At 65.4% G+C, this 18,067-nt stretch carries 16 protein-coding genes and 3 pseudogenes; 12 read left to right on the top strand and 7 right to left on the bottom strand.

Annotated elements, in window-relative coordinates; genetic code table 11:
• The first annotated feature begins 199 nt into the window (after positions 1-199).
• Positions 200-1,453 carry an IS4 family transposase gene (locus tag JQS43_RS22270; protein WP_239675868.1) on the top strand — a complete coding sequence of 418 codons (1,254 nt, stop codon included), beginning with the start codon at positions 200-202 and terminating at the stop codon, positions 1,451-1,453.
• A 466-nt stretch (positions 1,454-1,919) separates the two neighbouring features.
• On the opposite strand, the gene JQS43_RS22265 is transcribed toward JQS43_RS22270, so the two are convergent.
• The 3 genes from JQS43_RS22265 to JQS43_RS22250 form a co-directional block, all read right to left on the bottom strand.
• Entirely contained in the window at positions 1,920-2,315 is a 396-nt protein-coding gene (locus tag JQS43_RS22265) for a VOC family protein (protein WP_420847614.1), read from the bottom strand.
• 1,479 nt (positions 2,316-3,794) lie between these two features.
• Positions 3,795-3,947 (bottom strand): hypothetical protein, encoded by a 153-nt coding sequence (locus tag JQS43_RS22255; protein ID WP_239676313.1) that lies wholly within the window; start codon positions 3,945-3,947, stop codon positions 3,795-3,797.
• Positions 3,944-4,180 (bottom strand): hypothetical protein, encoded by a 237-nt coding sequence (locus JQS43_RS22250; protein WP_239676312.1) that lies wholly within the window; start codon positions 4,178-4,180, stop codon positions 3,944-3,946. Before JQS43_RS22250 ends, JQS43_RS22255 begins: the two co-directional genes overlap by 4 nt.
• 314 nt (positions 4,181-4,494) lie before the next feature.
• On the opposite strand from JQS43_RS22250, the gene JQS43_RS26130 reads away from it, so the two are divergent.
• The 6 genes from JQS43_RS26130 to JQS43_RS22225 all read left to right on the top strand — a co-directional run bounded on the left by JQS43_RS26130 (position 4,495) and on the right by JQS43_RS22225 (position 8,483).
• Positions 4,495-4,620, top strand: coding sequence for a hypothetical protein (locus JQS43_RS26130; RefSeq protein ID WP_275580955.1), 126 nt, complete (start codon positions 4,495-4,497; stop codon positions 4,618-4,620).
• Between the two features lie 370 nt (positions 4,621-4,990).
• Positions 4,991-6,271: a hypothetical protein gene (locus JQS43_RS22245; RefSeq protein ID WP_239676311.1), complete on the top strand. Its 1,281-nt coding sequence runs from the start codon at positions 4,991-4,993 to the stop codon at positions 6,269-6,271.
• A gap of 90 nt (positions 6,272-6,361) precedes the next feature.
• Positions 6,362-7,210: a hypothetical protein gene (locus JQS43_RS22240; protein ID WP_239676310.1), complete on the top strand. Its 849-nt coding sequence runs from the start codon at positions 6,362-6,364 to the stop codon at positions 7,208-7,210.
• An 18-nt stretch (positions 7,211-7,228) separates the two neighbouring features.
• Entirely contained in the window at positions 7,229-7,531 is a 303-nt protein-coding gene (locus tag JQS43_RS22235; protein ID WP_239676309.1) for a hypothetical protein, read from the top strand.
• 47 nt (positions 7,532-7,578) lie between these two features.
• A complete protein-coding gene (locus JQS43_RS22230; RefSeq protein WP_239676308.1) occupies positions 7,579-7,926 on the top strand; it encodes a hypothetical protein in 348 nt (115 codons plus the stop codon).
• 335 nt (positions 7,927-8,261) lie between these two features.
• A complete protein-coding gene (locus JQS43_RS22225) occupies positions 8,262-8,483 on the top strand; it encodes a hypothetical protein (RefSeq protein WP_239676307.1) in 222 nt (73 codons plus the stop codon).
• Positions 8,484-8,553: 70 nt separating this feature from the next.
• Here the strand turns inward: JQS43_RS22225 and JQS43_RS22220 are convergent.
• The 3 genes and pseudogenes from JQS43_RS22220 to JQS43_RS22210 all read right to left on the bottom strand — a co-directional run.
• Positions 8,554-8,904 (bottom strand): annotated as a pseudogene (locus JQS43_RS22220) (IS110 family transposase); the annotation flags it as partial.
• 674 nt (positions 8,905-9,578) lie between these two features.
• The gene (locus JQS43_RS22215) at positions 9,579-10,316 is read right to left on the bottom strand and encodes a DUF6308 family protein (protein ID WP_239676306.1); all 738 of its coding nucleotides are present in this window, start codon (positions 10,314-10,316) and stop codon (positions 9,579-9,581) included.
• Positions 10,317-10,756: 440 nt separating this feature from the next.
• Positions 10,757-12,328 carry a hypothetical protein gene (locus JQS43_RS22210; RefSeq protein ID WP_239676305.1) on the bottom strand — a complete coding sequence of 524 codons (1,572 nt, stop codon included), beginning with the start codon at positions 12,326-12,328 and terminating at the stop codon, positions 10,757-10,759.
• A gap of 161 nt (positions 12,329-12,489) precedes the next feature.
• On the opposite strand from JQS43_RS22210, the gene JQS43_RS26220 reads away from it, so the two are divergent.
• From JQS43_RS26220 to JQS43_RS22195, 3 genes and pseudogenes are all read left to right on the top strand, one after another.
• Entirely contained in the window at positions 12,490-12,873 is a 384-nt protein-coding gene (locus tag JQS43_RS26220) for a hypothetical protein (RefSeq protein ID WP_338037197.1), read from the top strand.
• Between the two features lie 534 nt (positions 12,874-13,407).
• On the top strand, positions 13,408-14,757 hold the full coding sequence (locus tag JQS43_RS22200; RefSeq protein WP_239679536.1) for an IS30 family transposase: 1,350 nt from the start codon (positions 13,408-13,410) through the stop codon (positions 14,755-14,757).
• A 7-nt stretch (positions 14,758-14,764) separates the two neighbouring features.
• A pseudogene (locus JQS43_RS22195) lies at positions 14,765-15,066 on the top strand (integrase core domain-containing protein); the annotation flags it as partial.
• On the opposite strand, the pseudogene JQS43_RS22190 reads toward JQS43_RS22195, so the two are convergent.
• Positions 15,021-16,311, bottom strand: a pseudogene (locus JQS43_RS22190) (IS701 family transposase). The pseudogenes JQS43_RS22195 and JQS43_RS22190 overlap by 46 nt on opposite strands.
• A gap of 787 nt (positions 16,312-17,098) precedes the next feature.
• Between JQS43_RS22190 and JQS43_RS22185 the strand changes: the two are divergent.
• Positions 17,099-17,503 carry a transposase family protein gene (locus JQS43_RS22185; protein ID WP_239676304.1) on the top strand — a complete coding sequence of 135 codons (405 nt, stop codon included), beginning with the start codon at positions 17,099-17,101 and terminating at the stop codon, positions 17,501-17,503.
• Entirely contained in the window at positions 17,496-17,870 is a 375-nt protein-coding gene (locus JQS43_RS22180; RefSeq protein WP_239676303.1) for an SCO4402 family protein, read from the top strand. Before JQS43_RS22185 ends, JQS43_RS22180 begins: the two co-directional genes overlap by 8 nt.
• The last annotated feature ends 197 nt before the right edge of the window (positions 17,871-18,067 follow it).

Here is an 18,067-nt window from a genome sequence, read left to right as displayed (position 1 = left end):
GTAACGCTTGCGATCGTTGCTCTTGTCGTCGGTTTGATCTACGTGATAAAGAAACAGCGCAGCTAGCCGTGGTGGGATGGGCCCGCTAGATCGATAGCTAAGGCGGTCCATGAGGCAATGCCGTTAAGGTAGGGGCGTTTTTCGAGGTCAGCGCGGTGGGGTGAGCGTTGCGCCGGCGGGTGGGTTACCGTTCCCGGTCATGGCGGTGCCGCAGGGGCAGGAAGATGAGCAGGTTTCGGGTGACCGGCTGACCGACCACATCGGGCTGGGTGTGCTGTCGGCGAGGTTCGGCCGGGACCTGATCGAGGAAGTCATCAACGACACCGGTGTACGGGAGAAACGCCGCCGGCTGCTTCCTGCTCATGTGATGATCCGCTACGCGATCGCCTTGGGCCTGTACTCAAACGAGTCCTATGAGGAAGTGATGCGGCGGCTGGTGGGGAACCTTCGTAAGCTCGGTTCGTGGGTCGATGACTGGCAGGTGCCCACCGCCTCGGCGATCTGCCAGGCCCGTAAACGGCTGGGTGCGGCACCGGTCAAGGAACTGTTCGACCGGGCAGCGGTGCCGATCGCCACCACTGGTACGAAGGGGGCGTGGCTGGCAAGGCGCCGGCTGATGGCTATCGACGGCACCAGCTTCGACGTGCCCGACAGCGACGCCAACGTGGAACATTTCGGGCGGATCGGGTCGGGTCCGAAGGCTTCGGCGTTCCCGAAACTGCAGGTGATGGCCCTGGCCGAGTGCGGCACCCGGGCGATCGTGGCCGCGGTGCCCGGCGCGGCCCGCGCCGGGGAACGAACCCTGGCCGCCGAACTGGTCGACAAGATCGAGCCGGACATGCTGGTCACCGCCGATGCCGGCTTGTACTCCTGGGAGTTGTTCAACAGCTTCGCCGATACGGGTGCTGACCTGCTCTGGCGCATCGGCGCGTCGGTGTCGATCGGGCACCTGCGGTGGCTGGCCGACGGCTCCTACCTGGCCCTGATCTACCGGCCCGGGCTGGACGCCGACCGGCGTGCCCGGCTGGCCGCGGCGGCCAAAACCGGCGCCGAGGTGCCTGCCGAACTGGCCCGCCTGGTGCGGGTGGTCGAGTACACCGTGCCCGACCGTAACCCCGGCGGTGAGCTGATCGCCGTGGTCACCACCATGCTGGATCCGCGGCAGGTCGACGCTGGCGAGCTGGCCGGCGCCTACCACCAGCGCTGGGAAGAGGAATCGGCTATCGACGAGGTCAAGACCGACCTGCGGGGCCGTGGCCAAGTGTTGCGGTCGAAGACCCCCGAGTTGGTCGAGCAGGAGCTGTGGGGCCTGCTGCTGGCACACTACGGCATCCGCGCCCTACTGGTCGACGCCGCCGACGAGGCTGGCTACGACCCCGACCGGACATCGTTCATACGTGGCCTTCGTGTGGTCCGCCGCCAGGTCACCGACCAGGCGGCTATTTCCCCCTGAACACCTCACCGAAGCGATCGCCGAGTCCACACAGGAAATCCTGCGGCATCTCAACCCACGACGGCGTCAACGTACCTGCCCCCGCGCGGTGAAACGCGCCCGCCACAACTCCTACCGCGTCAAGCGACCCACCGACAAGATCATCCGACATGCCGGACCACCCACACCCATCCTGGCCTGCCCAGACGCCCTACCTTAACGGCATTGGTCCATGAGGCGCCTTTGGGCACCTCATGGACCGCCTGATTGCGCACATTGGTCGGGTGGCCGGAGGCGTCTCACCTCTCGGGTCCCTCAGCTGTACCTGCCGAGTCCTGGACAGCCGACATCGAACCGCCAGATGGCCGCCGCAGCCCGTCCACTGGGCGGCTCGCTCTTGGCCACGCGACACCGCCCAGATCGGCGCATCGGCCTCCGCGCTATCGGCGGCAGATGAGGACGCCCGAACTTGGATCCGGCCGCGGCTTCAGCGGTCGCCGAGGAGGTCCCACCGGTTGCCGACGATGTCGAGGAATACCGCGACCCGACCGTAGGGTTCGGTGCGCGGTTCCCGAACGAAGGTGACACCAGCGTCCGTCATGCGCCGAAACGTGCTGCCGAAATCCTCGACACGGAGGAAGAATCCGACTCGGCCGGCTGCCTGGTCACCTACCGCGGCACCTTGTCGTTCTCCGTCTGCGCGGGCGAGTAGAAGCCCAGTCTGTGCGCCCGGGGGGCGGACGACGACCCACCGCTTGGGGTGTCCGTCGTTGGTGAGAGCTGGCGAGTCCTCGACGAGGTCGAAGCCGAGGATGCTGGTGAAGAACGTGATTGCAGGGTCGTACTCGTCGACGATCACGGTAACGAAGTCGAGCTGCACCAAGCCAGCGTACGCGTAGCCGCGGCCCCGGGTCTGCTGCGCGTTGTCAGCGGCAGATCCGGATTCGTTGAGCAGCGGGCTACGTTATCGATAGCGGCGCTACGGGATTCTCGCTACGGTGCCCGCCGCGGGATGGCGAGACCGACGGGGGTGCGAATGACGTTGCCAATGAAGGGTTCGCGGAAGATCACGGAAGATGGCGTGACCTACCGCTGGTCGGTCCGGCGCAGACCCACCTACTGTCAAGCCCTCGGCTGGTCGCCGCTGACCTTCGCTGCCGAGCATCAGGAGCAGCCAGGCGCCTGATGGTCGCGTCGTTGCCTTGCGCTCATCCTGGCAACTGGCTCGGATCACCGAGCCAGCCGGTGTTACCCGGCACTGTGACTCTCGGGGGCCGCCAGGCCCTGGCCGCCGGTTGGCAGCTCTCCCGCCCTGGGGCCGGCCTTCGAGCTGCTCCTGCCCGACTCGTCGTACGGGCGCAGCCGTATGACCTTCGGCATGCGGCGGTGTCGAGCTGGCCGAACGCAGGGGTAGACCCCACGCAGGTCGCCGAAAGGGCCGGCAACAGCGTGAACGTACTCCTCAGGGTGTACGGCCGGTGCGTGGTCGGTCGGGACCGGGTTGCGCGGCGACGGATCGCTGAAGCGCTGCGACCGGATGTGGAGTCTTAGCGACACCTGCCGATGAAGTTCGTTCCACGGATGTTCCACAGACGTCCGGATCGGGCCGCCGCTGGCCGGTGATAGCCGGACCGAAGTGCGACAGCCCCTGGTCAGGTTTCACCTGGTCAGGGGCTGGTTCTCGCTGGTGGTGGCGGGTACTGGATTCGAACCAGTGTAGCTTTCGCGACGGTTTTACAGCGCGCTACGGCGGCTGGCCCGGCAGCCGGTCTAGCTCCGGAAACCCGCGAACTCCAATCCATCCGCGTCTACTTCGTCCGCCATCCGTCCGTGCGTCCCGAGTCGGGGGGGTGCACCGCATACGCGTGTCCTCGCAGGGACCTTGGCAAGATCGCGGTTTGTCGGTTCAAGAGTTAACGATGCCGAATCTGCAGGGGTCGGAAAGGGCTGCGCGTGTTGTGCCCTGAGGCATTCGCGATGTTCGTGGCGCCCCGTACTCGGAGGATGGCGATTGCCAGGTTGCGTAGGCTGGCCATGGCCCGCGGTCCGTTGCCGGTGCGGACCAGGGAGGCGTCCTCGCCGTAGGTGACGTCCCGGATGTGGTGCAGGGCCTCGATGCGCCGTGGCCCCGGAAGTAGTTCGGCCAGGTGGGCTGGGCTTGCCTGGTAGGCGGACAAGTTAGTGATGGCATAGGCGGTCATGGTGCGTTAGCGGCTGCGCCGGTAGGTTCGGTGCATCGGGTGATCTTTAACGCCTGCACCGTGTGCGGGGACCGCAGCCCGGCGGTGGTGACCACCTGCAGACGTCGGATCTAGTCGCGGCCGTGGCCCCGGCCGCGGGTGTGGTCGCCGATCGGCACCTGTCACGAGGGTAGAGCTTTGAGCTGCTGATACAGGTTGGGGTCCATCACCGCCAGCAGATGCACCTGCTCACCAGATACTCCCGTGCCGCGCAACGTCTTGCCGTCCAACGCCACCGCCCGCCACGGCGTTCGTGGTGTGGGCGATTCGATCACCGGTGCCGGCGGGGCGGCGAGAGTTCCTGCAGCCCGTCGCCGATCGCCGCGTCCAAAACGTCGGCGTCGATACCGATGAGCACGCGCCGCACAGTCGACTCGCCCGGCGCGCGCACCACCCCGGTGATCGGATTAGGTCGAAGCCCGACCGCGGCCAGCACCGCGCACACCGCCACACCCAGCACTCCGACCAGCCGGTGGCGCCGGCCGCGACGGCTCCGAGGGTCAGACACCGCAGCCAGGTGTGTCAGCACCCCGGGCAGTTCTCAACGCGATCAGCGTCGGCAGCGACCCGGCGCGCGCCGATGCGCACCACGGGAGAGGATACGAGGGCAGACGCGGTCTGCCTTCATGATCAGTTGGTCTCGACACCCAAATGATCATCGGAGTCGTGCCTGCTCTGCTCTAACCGCCGTAACGGGACGAGTCCGACCCATATACGTCTAACTGGGACATAACGCGACCTCGCCGGGGCACTGCATCTAGGGTGCTCCTTCGACCGTTCGGGCTGCGAGGTCCTTTGCCATCTCGTCTCGACCACCATCGGGTGTGGGCATTCATCTCCCTTGACCTCCAGATTGTGCTCTCCCGCAGCTCACGAGAGGTGACCTTGGAGAAGGCGCCGCTTCAATTGCCCAAAGCCAAGGACGCCGCCGAGGTGTGGCACATGTGAGTATAGGTCCGGCAGCGACACCTACCGACCAGTCCAATCACCTGGCTGGCCGGGTGTCGTACTTCGCGAGTAGCGTAAGAGCTTGCCGCTTGAAGTGCCGGACGCTTCCGCTGGGTTGGAGACCAGGTTTGGTGACTGAGCTTCTCGAGTGGTTCCTATCAAGATCAGGCCCCTCGCGCGTGTGACGGAGGCCGGCCGGGTACTCGTTGGCCTACGTCAGGTCAACATCGACCGGGTTGAGTTCGACGAGATGCCCGACGGATGGGCTATCGAGATTGCCGATCCCGGTCGAGAAGGTCCCGTGGTGATAGGCGCTGCCCGACCTGGCGCACGCGTCGGGTGGCACTTGCGGAGGTGCGGCCGTCACGCGGTGACGATTGAACAGGGCTTACGATCGGTGCGGGTTTCGGAACCAACGCCCGCGACCAATCGTCACGTGCGCCTCAATCTCCGCCAGAACGGCAGCAGGCTACAGTTCCTGTCCCCGGGTAGCTATGCTGTCGCCAGTGTGGCCGAAGCCGACCATCCCGTCACCTACCAGGCATGGACGGAAGCAGTGGATCCGGCAGCCATGATAACCATCAGCGGAAACGCGCGGCTTACTTCGCTACGGGGTTCAGGAGCGGTACAGCTGGAGGACATTGAATTAGATCAGCTCGACTTCGGTGGCAGCCTGCACGCCAAGATGGCGTCGATCAAGAATCTCGTGATCACCGGCAAGCTGACCTGTACACATCTGATTGCCGAGTCCGTCCAGGCTGAACAGGTCGAGGTTCACCCTCCACCGCAGAGCGCACGGGCCAAGCGACAACGGAAGCCCTTCGGTCCGGCTGTGGAGATCCGCAATGCACTGACAGCTCGATGTCTCACCGCCACTGGGGAGGTAAGGGGAATCGGCCCTACACTCGCGGAACTGCACCTCACCCAGTCCCTTTCCGCTACAAACCTTACGAACGTGCACGTCGCAGCGACTGGAACCCCGGGATCACAAGGAGGCAGTGCCACACGACTTGCAGTCGATGTCAAGCGCACCGCGACCGCGTGCCAGTTCACCGGTCCGATCGGTGACATTGCGTTCCGAACAGTCAACGAGAGTCTGACAGTCGATGCGGCGAACTCTGTCGCCATCACCGACGACTGCACCGGGCAGTTGCGGGTATTGGCTGTCTACCTCCGCCTCGGTTCGGTACAAGGCTGCGGCATGCTGTCCGCCGAGGAGATTACGGTCACCGAAGATGTGGCCGGTCACGACGATGGCCTCATCATCAAAGCTGGCAGTACTCTGCGCGTCGGTGGTACTGCACGAAACGCGGCGCTGCTTTGTGATGCATCAAGCGACCAGCCCGTTGTTACCGTCGGCTACGACAACGGGGAGCCTGCCCGGCTAGGTGACCATGAGCTGTCCCCAGAGAGCGTACAGCCCACACTTCCGGCACCCTACCGTGCGGCTTCGTCGCTGCCCGAGGGACTAGCGGAGGGCTTGGTCGTCGTTGCTGGAGACGTCGCAATCAGAGGTGGTGTCAGCTCGTCCTTGCTGCATGTCGACGGACAACTCCAGGTTGAGGGAGACCTCGACTGTACTGCTCCGGCGGTCGCTCACCTAGTTCCCCAGATTCCGCTGAAGTACCGAACCTCAACTGGTCACGTCTAGACTGAGGAGGGGGATCCGGGTGCCGGGAACTGATGATTTCTCTCGGCGCCGTATGCCGGACACTCAACTGCTGCCCAGAGTGGAGACCCGATGGTACCTGAGGAAAGTAGCCGCCATCTTTGCGAGCTGCTATCCCTGCTTGACTCGTCCTTATCTGAGTGGGAAGGGGCTGTTAGTGATCCGAAGGCCGGCCTCTGGATGGTCCAAGAAGGCTCGCAGCTCGCGGACGACGACCGGCGCATCGGCAGTCGCTACGCACTGAGCGCCCAGGCCGCCCTCGGGATCTCGGCGGGCATCGACACCATGGGTTGCCTCCGTAGCAGCCTAAATGTCACCTGGGAAGGACAATCCAAAGCCCGCGTCGCCGTCCACAGGTACGGCCAACCGACGCTGGTCCGCGCTGCGTTGGAGAACGCGGCCACAGCTGTGTGGCTGCTTGGCCCGAAGGACTCGACAGACCGGATAGTCAACCGTCTCAGGCTGGCATGGAAGGAGATTCATCCAACCTATGGCCTGTACGACAGGCTCGGGGTGACCCTCCCCAAGACCGAGGAAGAGATGCGTCAGCAGGTGGTCCAGGCGCTGTTCGCCGCCGGCTGGTGCAAGCCGGACGACTGTAAGAAGACCGATTGGAACGCGGCAACGGTGCTGCTTGGATCGTTCGGCTACGAGAAGGTTGTTGAAGAGGCTGGAGAGATCGTTGGCATGGGCAAGGATGTAGCCGCTGCTACCTGGTCTGCATGCAGTGGTCTTGCCCACGGGCAAGAGAGCTCGACCAACTCGGCGCTTGCTCGACAGAAGGTCGCTGATCTCTATCCAGGGATTGGGCTGGGTTACTACTCGCTGGACATAGGTCTGATGTTGGGCTGGGCCAGGGTGGCGAAGACGATGCTTGACAAAGCGATCACGCTGTATCGGGTGAGCGCAGGCTCATCGTAAATGAGTCGGTGGCCCGCCGTGATCGGCGAGCAGGCCGCCGGCTCCGGTATCCTCGACCGCGTGATATACGAAGGGCCGGCCACGCTTATCCACGGCCGCGAAGCCAGCGAAATTCACGTCGCACTCTGGATCTCCGACCCTGGGAAGCAGTGGGCCGGTACCGCCACGTTCGACTCGCATGCCGAGGCGATGCGAGCGTTCGAGGTGGGCAACGTCGGGGTGCGTCTACCCGACGGCCGAAGCGCCCGCGCTGTCCTGGAAGGCATCTGCGCCGGAGGAACGGCAGTCGAACTCCTTGGCAGCGGCCCACCGCCGCGTTGACGGACCTTCCGCAACTCGCGACGTGCCAGATTCGCTACGGTGCGAACATGACCACCCCCGATGATGACGAACCCACCGGCGTGTGGGTGTCCGCAGCCGGCCCCCGTTTCGAGGTAATCCGCCACGAAGCCGGCTACCGGATGTACGTCTACATGTTCCGCCGCGGCGGGGCCCCATCCGCCGAGCGGGACTTCGCCACCATCGGCCAGATCGCTAAAGCGATCACCAACCTGGAACAACAGGGCTACCAATTCGACCCAGGTCGAGAACCAGACAGTGACCGCACCGTTAAAGAGAACGTCGCCCGGCAGTGGCGCAGCCCAAAGCACCTGATCGGCGCAGGAATCCTGTTCCTCGTGATCCTGGTGTGCGGGATCGTGCTAGTCGTCGACTAGCGTACTTAACGACCGCAGTCTGCCTTCTTAGCTTGTGGTGACCCTGGGTGGCGATTGGAGTTCGCTGGAGGAAGCCTACAAGCTGGCGACCGAGCCATTTCGAAACCAAAGTAACGACGGCGACCTAGGCCAACACCATGCCGCTGGCGACCTCGTAGGCCGACAACAAGTGCACCTGCCGCCGGCAGTTAGCCGGGCACCCCGCAGCAGTTTGCCGTCGACCGCGATCGACAACGCCGCCGGCGCGGCTGGTGCCGCTGCCGGCCGTGTCGCGTTACCGCGCCGACGGTGTGAACTGGGGAGACCGCGGTACTACCGGCACAGTCAACTTCTATATGGCTCTTGTCGATGCCGCAGAGGGCGAGGTTCCGCCGATCCCACCGGCTGCGCTCAACGACGATCCGCGATCGATGTTCGGTTGGATGCGGCGCCAGCCGGGGCCGGAGGTCAGGTGGGAGTGGCCTGCGGTGATGCAGCGGGTGGCCGAGGACAAGCCGCTCCGCGACGCGGCCGCCAGGGTCGAGCGCCAACGCACCGGGCCGCTCAAGAGTAGCTAGCCATCGGCCTCAGCGTGCCTTGAGAACGGGCAGGTCGGGGCAGCGGAGGCGCTGGTCCAGCCGGTGGTGATAGCCGGTGCTCACCACCTCGTGCCGCTTCGGCGCGTCTGCGGGCGTCGGTCTTTGAGGTGCCCGGGTGCAGGTCGGGGATGCGGCGCACGGCCAGCCCTGGCAGGTAGGCCACCTGGTGTCCGCCGGCACGGGCTACCGCCACCGGCAGGGCGCCGATGGAGGCGGGCTGGTCAACCACCACCAGGATGGTGCCGTGTCGGGCGAGCTTGTCATACAGGGTCTGCAGTCTGGCTTCGTTGTTGGGAAGCGGTGCGTCGTGGAGCCTCGTGCCGTCGCGGCCCAACGCGACCGCGTGGTGTTCGTCTTTGCCGACGTCCAGTCCCAGGAAGACCTCGTACTGGCCGTGCATTTCTGTGGACTCCTCGCCTCGGTGGGCCTCGGTCGCGGGTCTGGGCGTCGGACTGCCGGCAGCCACGTTACGAGGAGACCTACCCGGTGCGGGGTGGCCTGGTCCCTATCAGCGGTCGGCCGACGCCACCCGACCCGGCGACAACACCCCCCCGGATCATGGCTACGACAGGGGCGGTAAGTCATACCGGGCCGGGCGACCGAGGAGTCCCCGGCTGGGGACGATCAAAAGGTAACGGGCGGTGCCGAAGGTGGCGTGGTTAACGCCGCCGAAGGTGTGTCGGTTGCCGAGTCCGGAGGTGTGGACGGCGACCGGTTGCCGCCGACGCGGGGATGTTGCCGAGGCTGGCCTGGAAGGCCGTCTCCAGTGGGTGGCCTTCGTTTCGAGTTCGTCGTCCCTGGATGGTCCAACAGGGCGCCCGGGCAGGACGGCACCAGTTGGGCGGTCTGCGACGACGGGACCGCAACCATCAACGGCTGGGCACTGCCTGGCGGGCAGGCGACGTTTCCCACCCGGCAGCCAAAGGGCTGAAGTAGCAGGTCAGCGAGGCGCACGCGGCAAAGAGCAGTGGTCTTGGCCCAAGTCGGATTCCACGCCGTGAGGATCGGTGCGCCGATCTTGGCGGGCACGGTGGTGAGGCTGTCGACGACGCCGATGCCGTGCATGTCGGCCGATTAGAGGTTCGTTGCCTCACACCACAGGATTACGTCTAGCACCCTCAACCGTGGGTCATTGATCGGCAGTGCCACGTTCATAATCGCTTGATCGAGTCGTGAGGCGATCTGGCTGTCGCGCAACAAGCAACGGTAGACCTGCCAGTCGATCTCGTAGTTGCGATACTGCTCCAGGTTGAGCAGTTTCCGCACCGTCGTGTCCCGCACTGGAATCAGGTACGGACGCTTGCGGGCGCACAGCTTGGTCGCTCGAACCCAGCCATCGGCGGCTCGTGCGTCCGCGCCTTTGAGGGCAGCTCGAACCGCCATGTACAGCGTAGCGGCGGCTTCGAGCGCGGCGGCCGTGGCATCCTCAAGTCGTACGTCTTCAGGCGTGTTTCGGAGTGCTTCCTGGACCGCAGCTTGGTGCGTTTCTTGGCCCAACAAGCGTCGTGCCTCCCGTGGATGGACTCTCAGCCCGCCAAGCAGCGACATAGCGAAGCAGTCTGCTGCCGTTATGGCCCTGGGGTCGTTCTCGATACCGAGGAATGTCGGACCGGCGAAGCCGCCATCGGGGTCGTAGTACAGAGCGAGCCTGCGGGCGGCGGGTTCTTCCGCTAGAGCGCGCAGCGTCACCTGCCTTGCGTATTCCAGGTCGCTCGAGCGTGCTCGTTGCCAGCCATCCGGCAGTGGTAGTTCAAGGCATTCATCGCCCACGATCCACCCGTATTCTCCAGCGTAGCAGTTCTGCAAGACCATGAGGGCAAATGAAGCACACGGCCCACGGGGTCGCCGATTCGGTCAGTGTACGGGCGATTGCCGGCCAGTGTCGGCCACCGCAGATGCGAACTCGGTGGCGTTGCTGTCGGACTCTCGCCATCGGCCAGCCGCACCCACCGCGATAGGCATCACCTGGCCGGTCCCGCCTCGCGCGGGCCGAGGCACGCCAGCCGCATCGCCTGCGCTGCCGGCAGCCCGTTAACGAGCATCCGGGGTGGCTTGCCAGGCAGGCTATGTCTCCGCGACCGCGAGCGCGCGGTCCTTGCCTCAACCAGTGTCCCCGAAGACCCGACACACCAAGCACTGTCTGACCGAGCGCCACCGGCGGCCACGAGGTCTCTGACCGCGTCACGCATTTCCGGCAGGTGAACGTGGCGGTAGCTTGATGTTTGCTCGGGGCCATGTCGGCAGATCGGGGACTATTCGGGGGTGTGGCGTTCGTCGTGGGTGGTCCATGTAGACAGCAGTTGGTGCATCGTGTCGCGGATGGCGGGGTCGGGTTCGAGGAGGCTTGCTCGCCGTAGCGTGGTAACGATGTGGTCCGGGACGGTTTCTGGGGGCCAGGCGGTGAGGGCGCGGACGGCCATGTTGCGGTTGCGGATGATGGGATTGCCCATCGCGACTCTGATCAGCGGCCAGCCCTTGCCCGGGTGGCCGTTGAGGCGGCTGACGATCAGGTCGAGGATGTAGTGCGGCGGGTCGGCGCGGAGTCCGACGTCAAGAGCGGGTCCGCCAGCGAGGCGGTCCAGGGGCAGCAGTTGCTGGGCGAGGGTCAGGACGTCGTCGATGTCGTCGGTGAGTGCCTGCCAGAGGTAGGCGTCGTCGGGGTGTTGGTGCACGCGGGCGCGGATACGGGTGCGGGTGGGTATGGCCAGTTGCCGGGCCGGCGCGATCGCGAGCCGGAAGTGGGGTAGGTCCGGGCTGTCCATGGCGTGGTCGACGGCGAGTAGCCAGTCGGGTCGTTGGACCAGGTGGTCGCAGGTTTGCCGCAGTCGGGTGCGGGTGATCTCCGTCCAGTTCAGGTGGGCGGCCTGGTCGGAGGCGATGAACTCGCCCAGTCGCAGCACGACGGTGACCCTGGCCAGGTTCGGGGGCCGTTGGGCAGCCAGGGCGAGGTACTGTTCGATGGTCTGTGGTGCGTCCGGGTAGTCGGTGATGTCTTCGGCCGGTCCGCCGAGGCATAGTGCGGTGAGGATGTCCCCGGCGCTGTCGAGAAGTTCGTCGTCTACCGGCGGTGTGGTCAGCGCCGCGTGCAGGTCGCCGGTGGTGGCGGCGATGTGGGCGAGGTATTCGTTCATGATCTGGTTGCGGAAGCCGTGGCGCAGCAGCCACGCCTTGATCTGTGGGTCGTGGGTTGCGGCTAGTCGGTGGACGGTGTGGATGCGGCCCCAGCCGGCCACCCGCAGGGCCAGGTCGAACAGTGCCTGGTCGCGGTCTGGTTGTGAGCGTGCTAGTGCGACAGCGGCGTAGAGGCTGAGGTCTTCCAGGCTGCCCAGTAGGAGCAGCAGATCGCGGTCGCGGTGGTCGCCGGCCAGCCCGAGCAGCAGGATACCCAGGGCGACTGCGTTGCGGCGGGTGCTGTACTCGGCTAGCCATCGCCCGGTCTGGCGCAGCCGTTCGGTGGGCAGGTCCCGGGTGGTCAGCTCGCGGGTAACGGCGTCGGCGATCGGTAACAGGTCCTGGTCGGCGGCGATGTCGTGCAGGTGCCCGAGGGTGTTGGTCGTGGGCGAGTTGGTTACGAGGTCGTCGATCAGATGAGCGAGTGTCACCGCGGCCGGCAGGTCGGGGTCGACACCGCCATGGTTGGTGCGCACCCCGTCGAGGACGGCCCCGGGCATCATGGGCCGTGGCCGGGCCTGGTCCTCGTCGGGTAGTGGATAGCCACCGTTGGGTAGTGGGCCAGGTCCGTGCAGGGTCGTCAGTGCGATCGCGTGGGCGAGGTAGGTCGGGCGCTGATCGTCGGCGGGTGGAAGCCGCCACGCTGCCGTCATGCCACTGGGCGGAGGCCGCCCTTCAGGTCAAACATCATCCGATCATGATGGACGACGACCTGCTTTCACGCAAGGCGGGGTGGGCGTCCCGCCATTTGTCAACGTCGGCCGAATCTGGGCTCGGGCCAACTCCGGGTGTCTCCAGCCGAAGGGGCAGCGCGATGCGCGAGTTCCCCCATGCTGCCCGGGCGTTGCAGGTCCGCCGCCACAGACGCCGCCTCCACCAACCGAAGCGATTCACCACCGAAACGGTCTACACGATCACCGGCCTGAACGTGCACCAGACCCGACCGGTCCAGCTGGCCGCCTGGATCCGCGGCCACTGGTCCATCGAGAACAGACTCAACTGGGTACGGGACGTCACCTACGACGAGGACCGATCCCAGATCCGCACCCGCACCGGACCGCAGGTCATGGCCGCCCTACGAAACGCCGCCATCAGCGTCCTGCGCCTCATCGGCGCCACCAACATCGCCGCCGCCAACCGACACCACTCCGCGACCGCACCCCCCCACTTGCCCTACTCGGCATCACTTAGCGACTGAGCCGGGTGGTCCACCAACCCCCGACCCGCCGCACAGGTAAAGATCAAGCTCAGGAAACGCGAGTCAGCCTCGTAGATCATTCCTCTACATGCGACCGAAGTGCCCGCTAGATCATCTCGTACCATCTTGGATGGTCCAATCAGTGCCGTGACGAGCGCTTATTGACGGCTATAACGCTGGCTCTTGCGGGCTTCGACCTACGTCGCTTAATACTTACTCGCTAGGCGGTTCAGTCCGAGGCCACCTTGTCGATTGAAGGATTCCCTCGGGTTGCGTCGTCGAGCTAGTACGGCAGCCCGGGTTCGTTACGTAGGCGCTGCTCGATGGGTGAGCTGGCCTCGGCGTCGGTAGTGGCTGGCCCGGGCGTTGCTGATGCTGGCGTCGCCATTGTGACCAGCTCAACCAGGGCGGACTCAACTGGTCGTCGCAACACCTCGATCACGGAGGTGTGCGATGGGCGGGAACACGAAGTTGGAGCGGGTGTCCGAAGGGGCGCGAAGGCAGTGGGCGGCGGACCGGGCGCTGCGGCCGCCGATGCGGTCGCCGGGTCGGCCTGAGCCCTCTCGTGCTGTGCAGCGGGAGTTCTGGCGGCTGATCGCGACGGGGATTACGACGGTCGAGGCCGCGCTCCACGTTGGCGTGTCGTGGCCGGTTGGAGCGCGGTGGTTTCGCCATGCTGGCGGCATGCCGCCGATCAGCCTGGACGAGCCCTCGGGCCGCTATCTGTCATTCGCCGAACGCGAGGAGATCGCACTGCTGCGGGCGCAGGGCAAGGGCGTGCGGGAGATCGGCCGCAGCATCGGACGCGATGCGGGAACGATCTCGCGTGAGTTGCGACGTAACGCGGCGACACGGGGCGGCAAGCAGGAGTACCGGGCCACGGTGGCGCAGTGGAAGGCGCAGCAGGCGGCCAAGCGCCCGAAGACAGCCAAGCTGGTGTCGAATCCTCGGCTGCGAGACTACGTGCAGGAGCGCCTGAGCGGCAGCGTCCGCAGACCCGATGGCACAGTCGTCGCCGGGCCCAGGCCACCTGCATGGAAGGGACTGAACAAGCCGCACCGGCAGGACCGGCGGTGGGCGACGGCCTGGAGTCCGGAGCAGATCGCCCACCGGCTGAGGATCGACTTCGCCCATGATGAGTCCATGCGCATCAGCCACGAAGCGATCTACCAGGCCCTGTTCATCGAGGGCCGCGGCGCGCTCAAGCGGGAGCTGGTCGCCTGCCTGCGCACCGGGCGTGCGTTGCGTGAGCCGCGCGCGAGGTCCCAGAGCAAGCCGCAGGGCCACGTCACCGCGGATGTGGTCATCAGCCAGCGGCCGGCCGAAGCCGACGACCGCGCCGTTCCTGGGCACTGGGAGGGAGACCTGATCATCGGCACCGGCCGTTCGGCGATCGGCACGGTCGTGGAACGCGCCAGCCGCTCCACGCTTCTGGTGCACCTGCCACGGCTGGACGGGTGGGGCGAAACGCCGCCGGTGAAGAACGGCCCCGCGCTTGGCGGTTACGGCGCGATCGCGATGAACGCCGCCCTGACGGCGTCGATGACCCAGTTACCTGAACAGCTACGCAAAACCCTTACCTGGGATCGGGGAAAGGAGCTGTCGGCCCATGCGCTGTTCGCGATCGAGACCGGCACGAAGGTGTTCTTCGCCGACCCGCACTCCCCCTGGCAGCGGCCCACGAACGAAAACACGAACGGGCTGCTGCGTCAGTACTTCCCGAAGGGCACCGATCTGTCGAGGTGGACCGCCGACGACCTCGAAGCCGTCGCTTTGGCGCTCAACGACAGGCCCCGCAGAACCCTCGGCTGGCGCACCCCGGCCGAGGTGTTCGAGGAGCAGCTACGCTCGATCCAACAGACCGGTGTTGCAACGACAGGTTGAACTCGAGAAGTTCACCTCGTGGACCTTCACCGAACGCGCCCGCAAGGCTGGCCTGCGCCGTCGCTGGGCAGCGTCGGCGATCCGTACGACAACGCTGTCGCTGAGGCGTTCTGGGGCCGCCTGCAGACCGAACTGCTCGATCGCCACCGCTGGCGCACCCGCGTCGAGTTGGCCAACGCGATCTTCGAGTACATCGAAGGCTTCTACGACCGCCGTCATCGCCACTCCGCGCTGGACTGGCTTAGTACGGCAGCCCGGGTTCGTTATGTAGGCGTTGGTCGATGTGGGAGCTGGCCTCGGCGTTGGTAGTGGCTGGTCCGGGCGCGTTGCTGGTGCCGGCGTCGCCAGTGTGACCAGCCCAGCCAGTGAGCTATGGTATGGACGGTGTTGAGTGCGAGCCTGGCCAGCAGGCGCCGGATCTCATTGATACTCAACGGAACCAGCGACCCATCATCGTCGACCAGCCGGGCGCGTTCCTGGGCGGCGATCACGGCCAGCACCGCGTGGGCGAGCATCACCAGGGTCGTATGGCGATACCAGGAGCCCCACCGGCGGACCTGATGCTCATCCAGCCCGAGCCCTTTGCCGGTCTGGAAGCAGGTCTCGATCGACCAGCGGCGCCCGGCCACGGCCACCAGCTCACGCAGGCTCACCGGCCGTGGCGACCAGCAGCGGTAGAACGCAAGCTTCCCGTCCCGCCGGCTGCGACGTACCAGCAGATAGTGGTGCCCGCCGACCTCGTCTGGCGGCGGGTCCAGCCTCACCCAGGCCCAGTCGTACTCCCGCCAGCCTTTCGACCCATCACCTGCCGAACGCCGATTCCAGCCCCGCCGCGGCAGACCGGCGGCGACGTGATCGACCCGAGCAGGCCCCAGCGGGGTGCAGGTGGTGACCCGGTGGCTCTTGGCCACCGCCAGCACATAGCCCACACCCCGAGCCTGCAGGTCCCGCCGTAGATGCCGGTCACCGCCGTAGAACTCGTCCGCGGTGGCCCACCCTGCCGGAACCCCAGCATCGAGGGCCCGGGTGAGCATCCGCCGTGCCAGCGTGATCTTGGTGGCGAACCGCACCTGCTCCGGCACCCCAGCGGCGGCGCACCGCTGCGGCTGATCGGTCCAGGACCTGGGCAGGTAGATTTCCCGGTCGATCAGCGTGTACCCGCCGCTTGTGGTGGCGTAGCCCAGAAACACCGCCCTGGCTGTTCTCGATCCGCCCGGCAGTGCCGGTGTACTGACGCTGCACCCCAACACTGTGGATCCCCTTCTTGAGATCACCAGTGTCATCGATGACCAGCACGGCCTGCGGGTCACCCAACTCGTCAACCACGTAGCTGCGCAGGTCGCCACGTACCGCATCAGCGTCCCAGACCGCCTCGGCGAGCAGCCGTTGCATGCCGTGCGGGGAGGTCTCACCGGCGTGCTCGGCCAGCTGCCAGCATGAGCGGGTCTCCACATCGGCGAGCAGCCCGAGCAGGTAGGCCCGGGCGCGGCGTCGTGGCTCCACCCGGGTGAACCGGCCGGCGATGCGCGCGAAGGCGGCCTCGAAGTGTTCCATCCACCCGTGGGCGTCTACGCTGTGACCAGCGGCCGCCGCCGTTTGATCTTCACTTGGTCTCACAGCCGTGCATGATCAACCGGCGGCCGCGTTCACGCACGCCGACACGCCGAGACCGCCCCCGAACCACGCCGGCGCATCGTCAGGCATCTACATAACGAAGTCGGGCTGCCGTATTAGCCCTGTACAGTTCGAAACCATCGCCCGTCCGTCAGACCCGATCTCCTCACATCGGAAATGGCACCCGTCATGTGGTTGAACCGGTGGCCATCCGGGCGGTGAAACTGTTGATGGTGACGACTGGACGGGGAGAGGGGTGACGTTTGGGTTGAAAGCAAGGTTTGGAGGCCGGCTACGTGAGAACCTTCCGCCTATTCTAGAAAGGTCGTCATGGGTAATGCATTTCTAGGCATCCAAGCGTTGGTCAGTATAGCGGCTTCAGTAGAACCGAAACCGAGAGAAACTATTGGGACTTTTCCAGGCGCACTCTTGGGCTTAGCCTGGATCGCTGCTGGATTGGTCATTGGAGTGTTGGCTGTACGGAGAAAGAGGCGCAATCGGGATTCCATGCTGGATGAGACGGAGAATCCCATTGGTGCGATTTTTCCGTTTATCGTGCGCCCTAGCTTATTCGCGAGTAGTATCTTGAGCATAGTCGTGGGAGTGATAATTCTTTCGCTAATGGCTATCAGGGGTTGACCCATGGGCTATTGAGGTGATCTCAGCAAGAATCGTCGGGCAGCTCATCTTGGCTCACGCCTGATTCACCTACCGCGAAGGACCCCACGTGATCGCCTATCCTGCCGTGCTCGACGTACCCCGTGAACTGGTCCACCACCTGGCCCGACTCCTGACCGCCGAACGACGCACCTGCGGCACCCGACGACGCACCCGAGCGCTGACCTGCTTCAGACAGGCCCTGCTGGTACTGGTCTGGTACCGCAAACGCGAAGACCTCACCCTGCTGGCCGCCGGATTCGGCATCTCCCGCGCCACCGCCTACCGCTACCGCGACGAAGCCACCACCGTGCTGGCCGACGGCGCCCCAGACCTCCACCAGGCGCTACGCCGGGTCGCCGACCAAGGCTGGTCCCACATCATCCTCGACGGCAAAATCCTCCGCACCGACCGGTTGGCGGAGACCACTTTAGTGAGTGGAGCAGCTGGTCGTCTTGGGATCGGCCATGAGTGACGTTCGATTTCCCGAAATGCGGCAGGAGATCGTTCGGGCCCTGAAGGCCCTGGCAGACCCGGTGTATCAGTGGTCCGCGTGGATCCGACGCGAATTGCCTCCTGGTGAGTACGACGAGTTCACTCATCGTATCCATATCCTTTACGACGATACGCAGGTACTGGAAAATCCGGACGCCGCAATCGGCATCTACCTGAGGTCTCAGGAAGAAGCCAATGCGATGCGACACTTGGCCCAAGCAATCGATTCTTTATTCGACGAACTGGGCACAGATCTTTCCGACGAGGAATATTTACGGGCACCAGGCTGGGCGGCGATCGTGGATGCCGCAGGTATGGCGCTCTCGACCCTGAGGGATAGTGGCTAGCGTGGCCCGTGTCGATGTGTTCCTTCGGGCAACACCCGTTGCGATCTTTGGCCTCGTCGCTTAGAAGTGCCGAGGGTGATGAGCGTTCGCGGTGTGATCTCTCCTATGTGGCCTAATCGAAGGCGCGGCGGAGCTACCGGGCCGCTGGCTGGCCTCGGGTCAGCTGCCGCAACACTCCGTTGATCGCAGCCCAACAT

Origin of the sequence: Natronosporangium hydrolyticum, from assembly GCF_016925615.1 — a bacterium.
GTDB classification, from domain to species: domain Bacteria; phylum Actinomycetota; class Actinomycetes; order Mycobacteriales; family Micromonosporaceae; genus Natronosporangium; species Natronosporangium hydrolyticum.
Note: the sequence above shows the minus strand (reverse complement) of the source record. Positions and strands in the feature narration are given on the sequence as shown.

What these genes read in the sequence shown, in the direction of transcription:
- JQS43_RS22210 (WP_239676305.1), bottom strand. Translation starts at nt 12,328, where the DNA reads ATGACGGCAGCGTGGCGGCTTCCACCCGCCGACGATCAGCGCCCGACC.
- JQS43_RS22240 (WP_239676310.1), top strand. Translation starts at nt 6,362, where the DNA reads ATGGTACCTGAGGAAAGTAGCCGCCATCTTTGCGAGCTGCTATCCCTG.
- JQS43_RS22180 (WP_239676303.1), top strand. Translation starts at nt 17,496, where the DNA reads ATGAGTGACGTTCGATTTCCCGAAATGCGGCAGGAGATCGTTCGGGCC.
- JQS43_RS22230 (WP_239676308.1), top strand. Translation starts at nt 7,579, where the DNA reads ATGACCACCCCCGATGATGACGAACCCACCGGCGTGTGGGTGTCCGCA.
- JQS43_RS22270 (WP_239675868.1), top strand. Translation starts at nt 200, where the DNA reads ATGGCGGTGCCGCAGGGGCAGGAAGATGAGCAGGTTTCGGGTGACCGG.
- JQS43_RS26220 (WP_338037197.1), top strand. Translation starts at nt 12,490, where the DNA reads ATGCGCGAGTTCCCCCATGCTGCCCGGGCGTTGCAGGTCCGCCGCCAC.
- JQS43_RS22200 (WP_239679536.1), top strand. Translation starts at nt 13,408, where the DNA reads ATGCGGTCGCCGGGTCGGCCTGAGCCCTCTCGTGCTGTGCAGCGGGAG.
- JQS43_RS22215 (WP_239676306.1), bottom strand. Translation starts at nt 10,316, where the DNA reads ATGGTCTTGCAGAACTGCTACGCTGGAGAATACGGGTGGATCGTGGGC.
- JQS43_RS22225 (WP_239676307.1), top strand. Translation starts at nt 8,262, where the DNA reads ATGGCTCTTGTCGATGCCGCAGAGGGCGAGGTTCCGCCGATCCCACCG.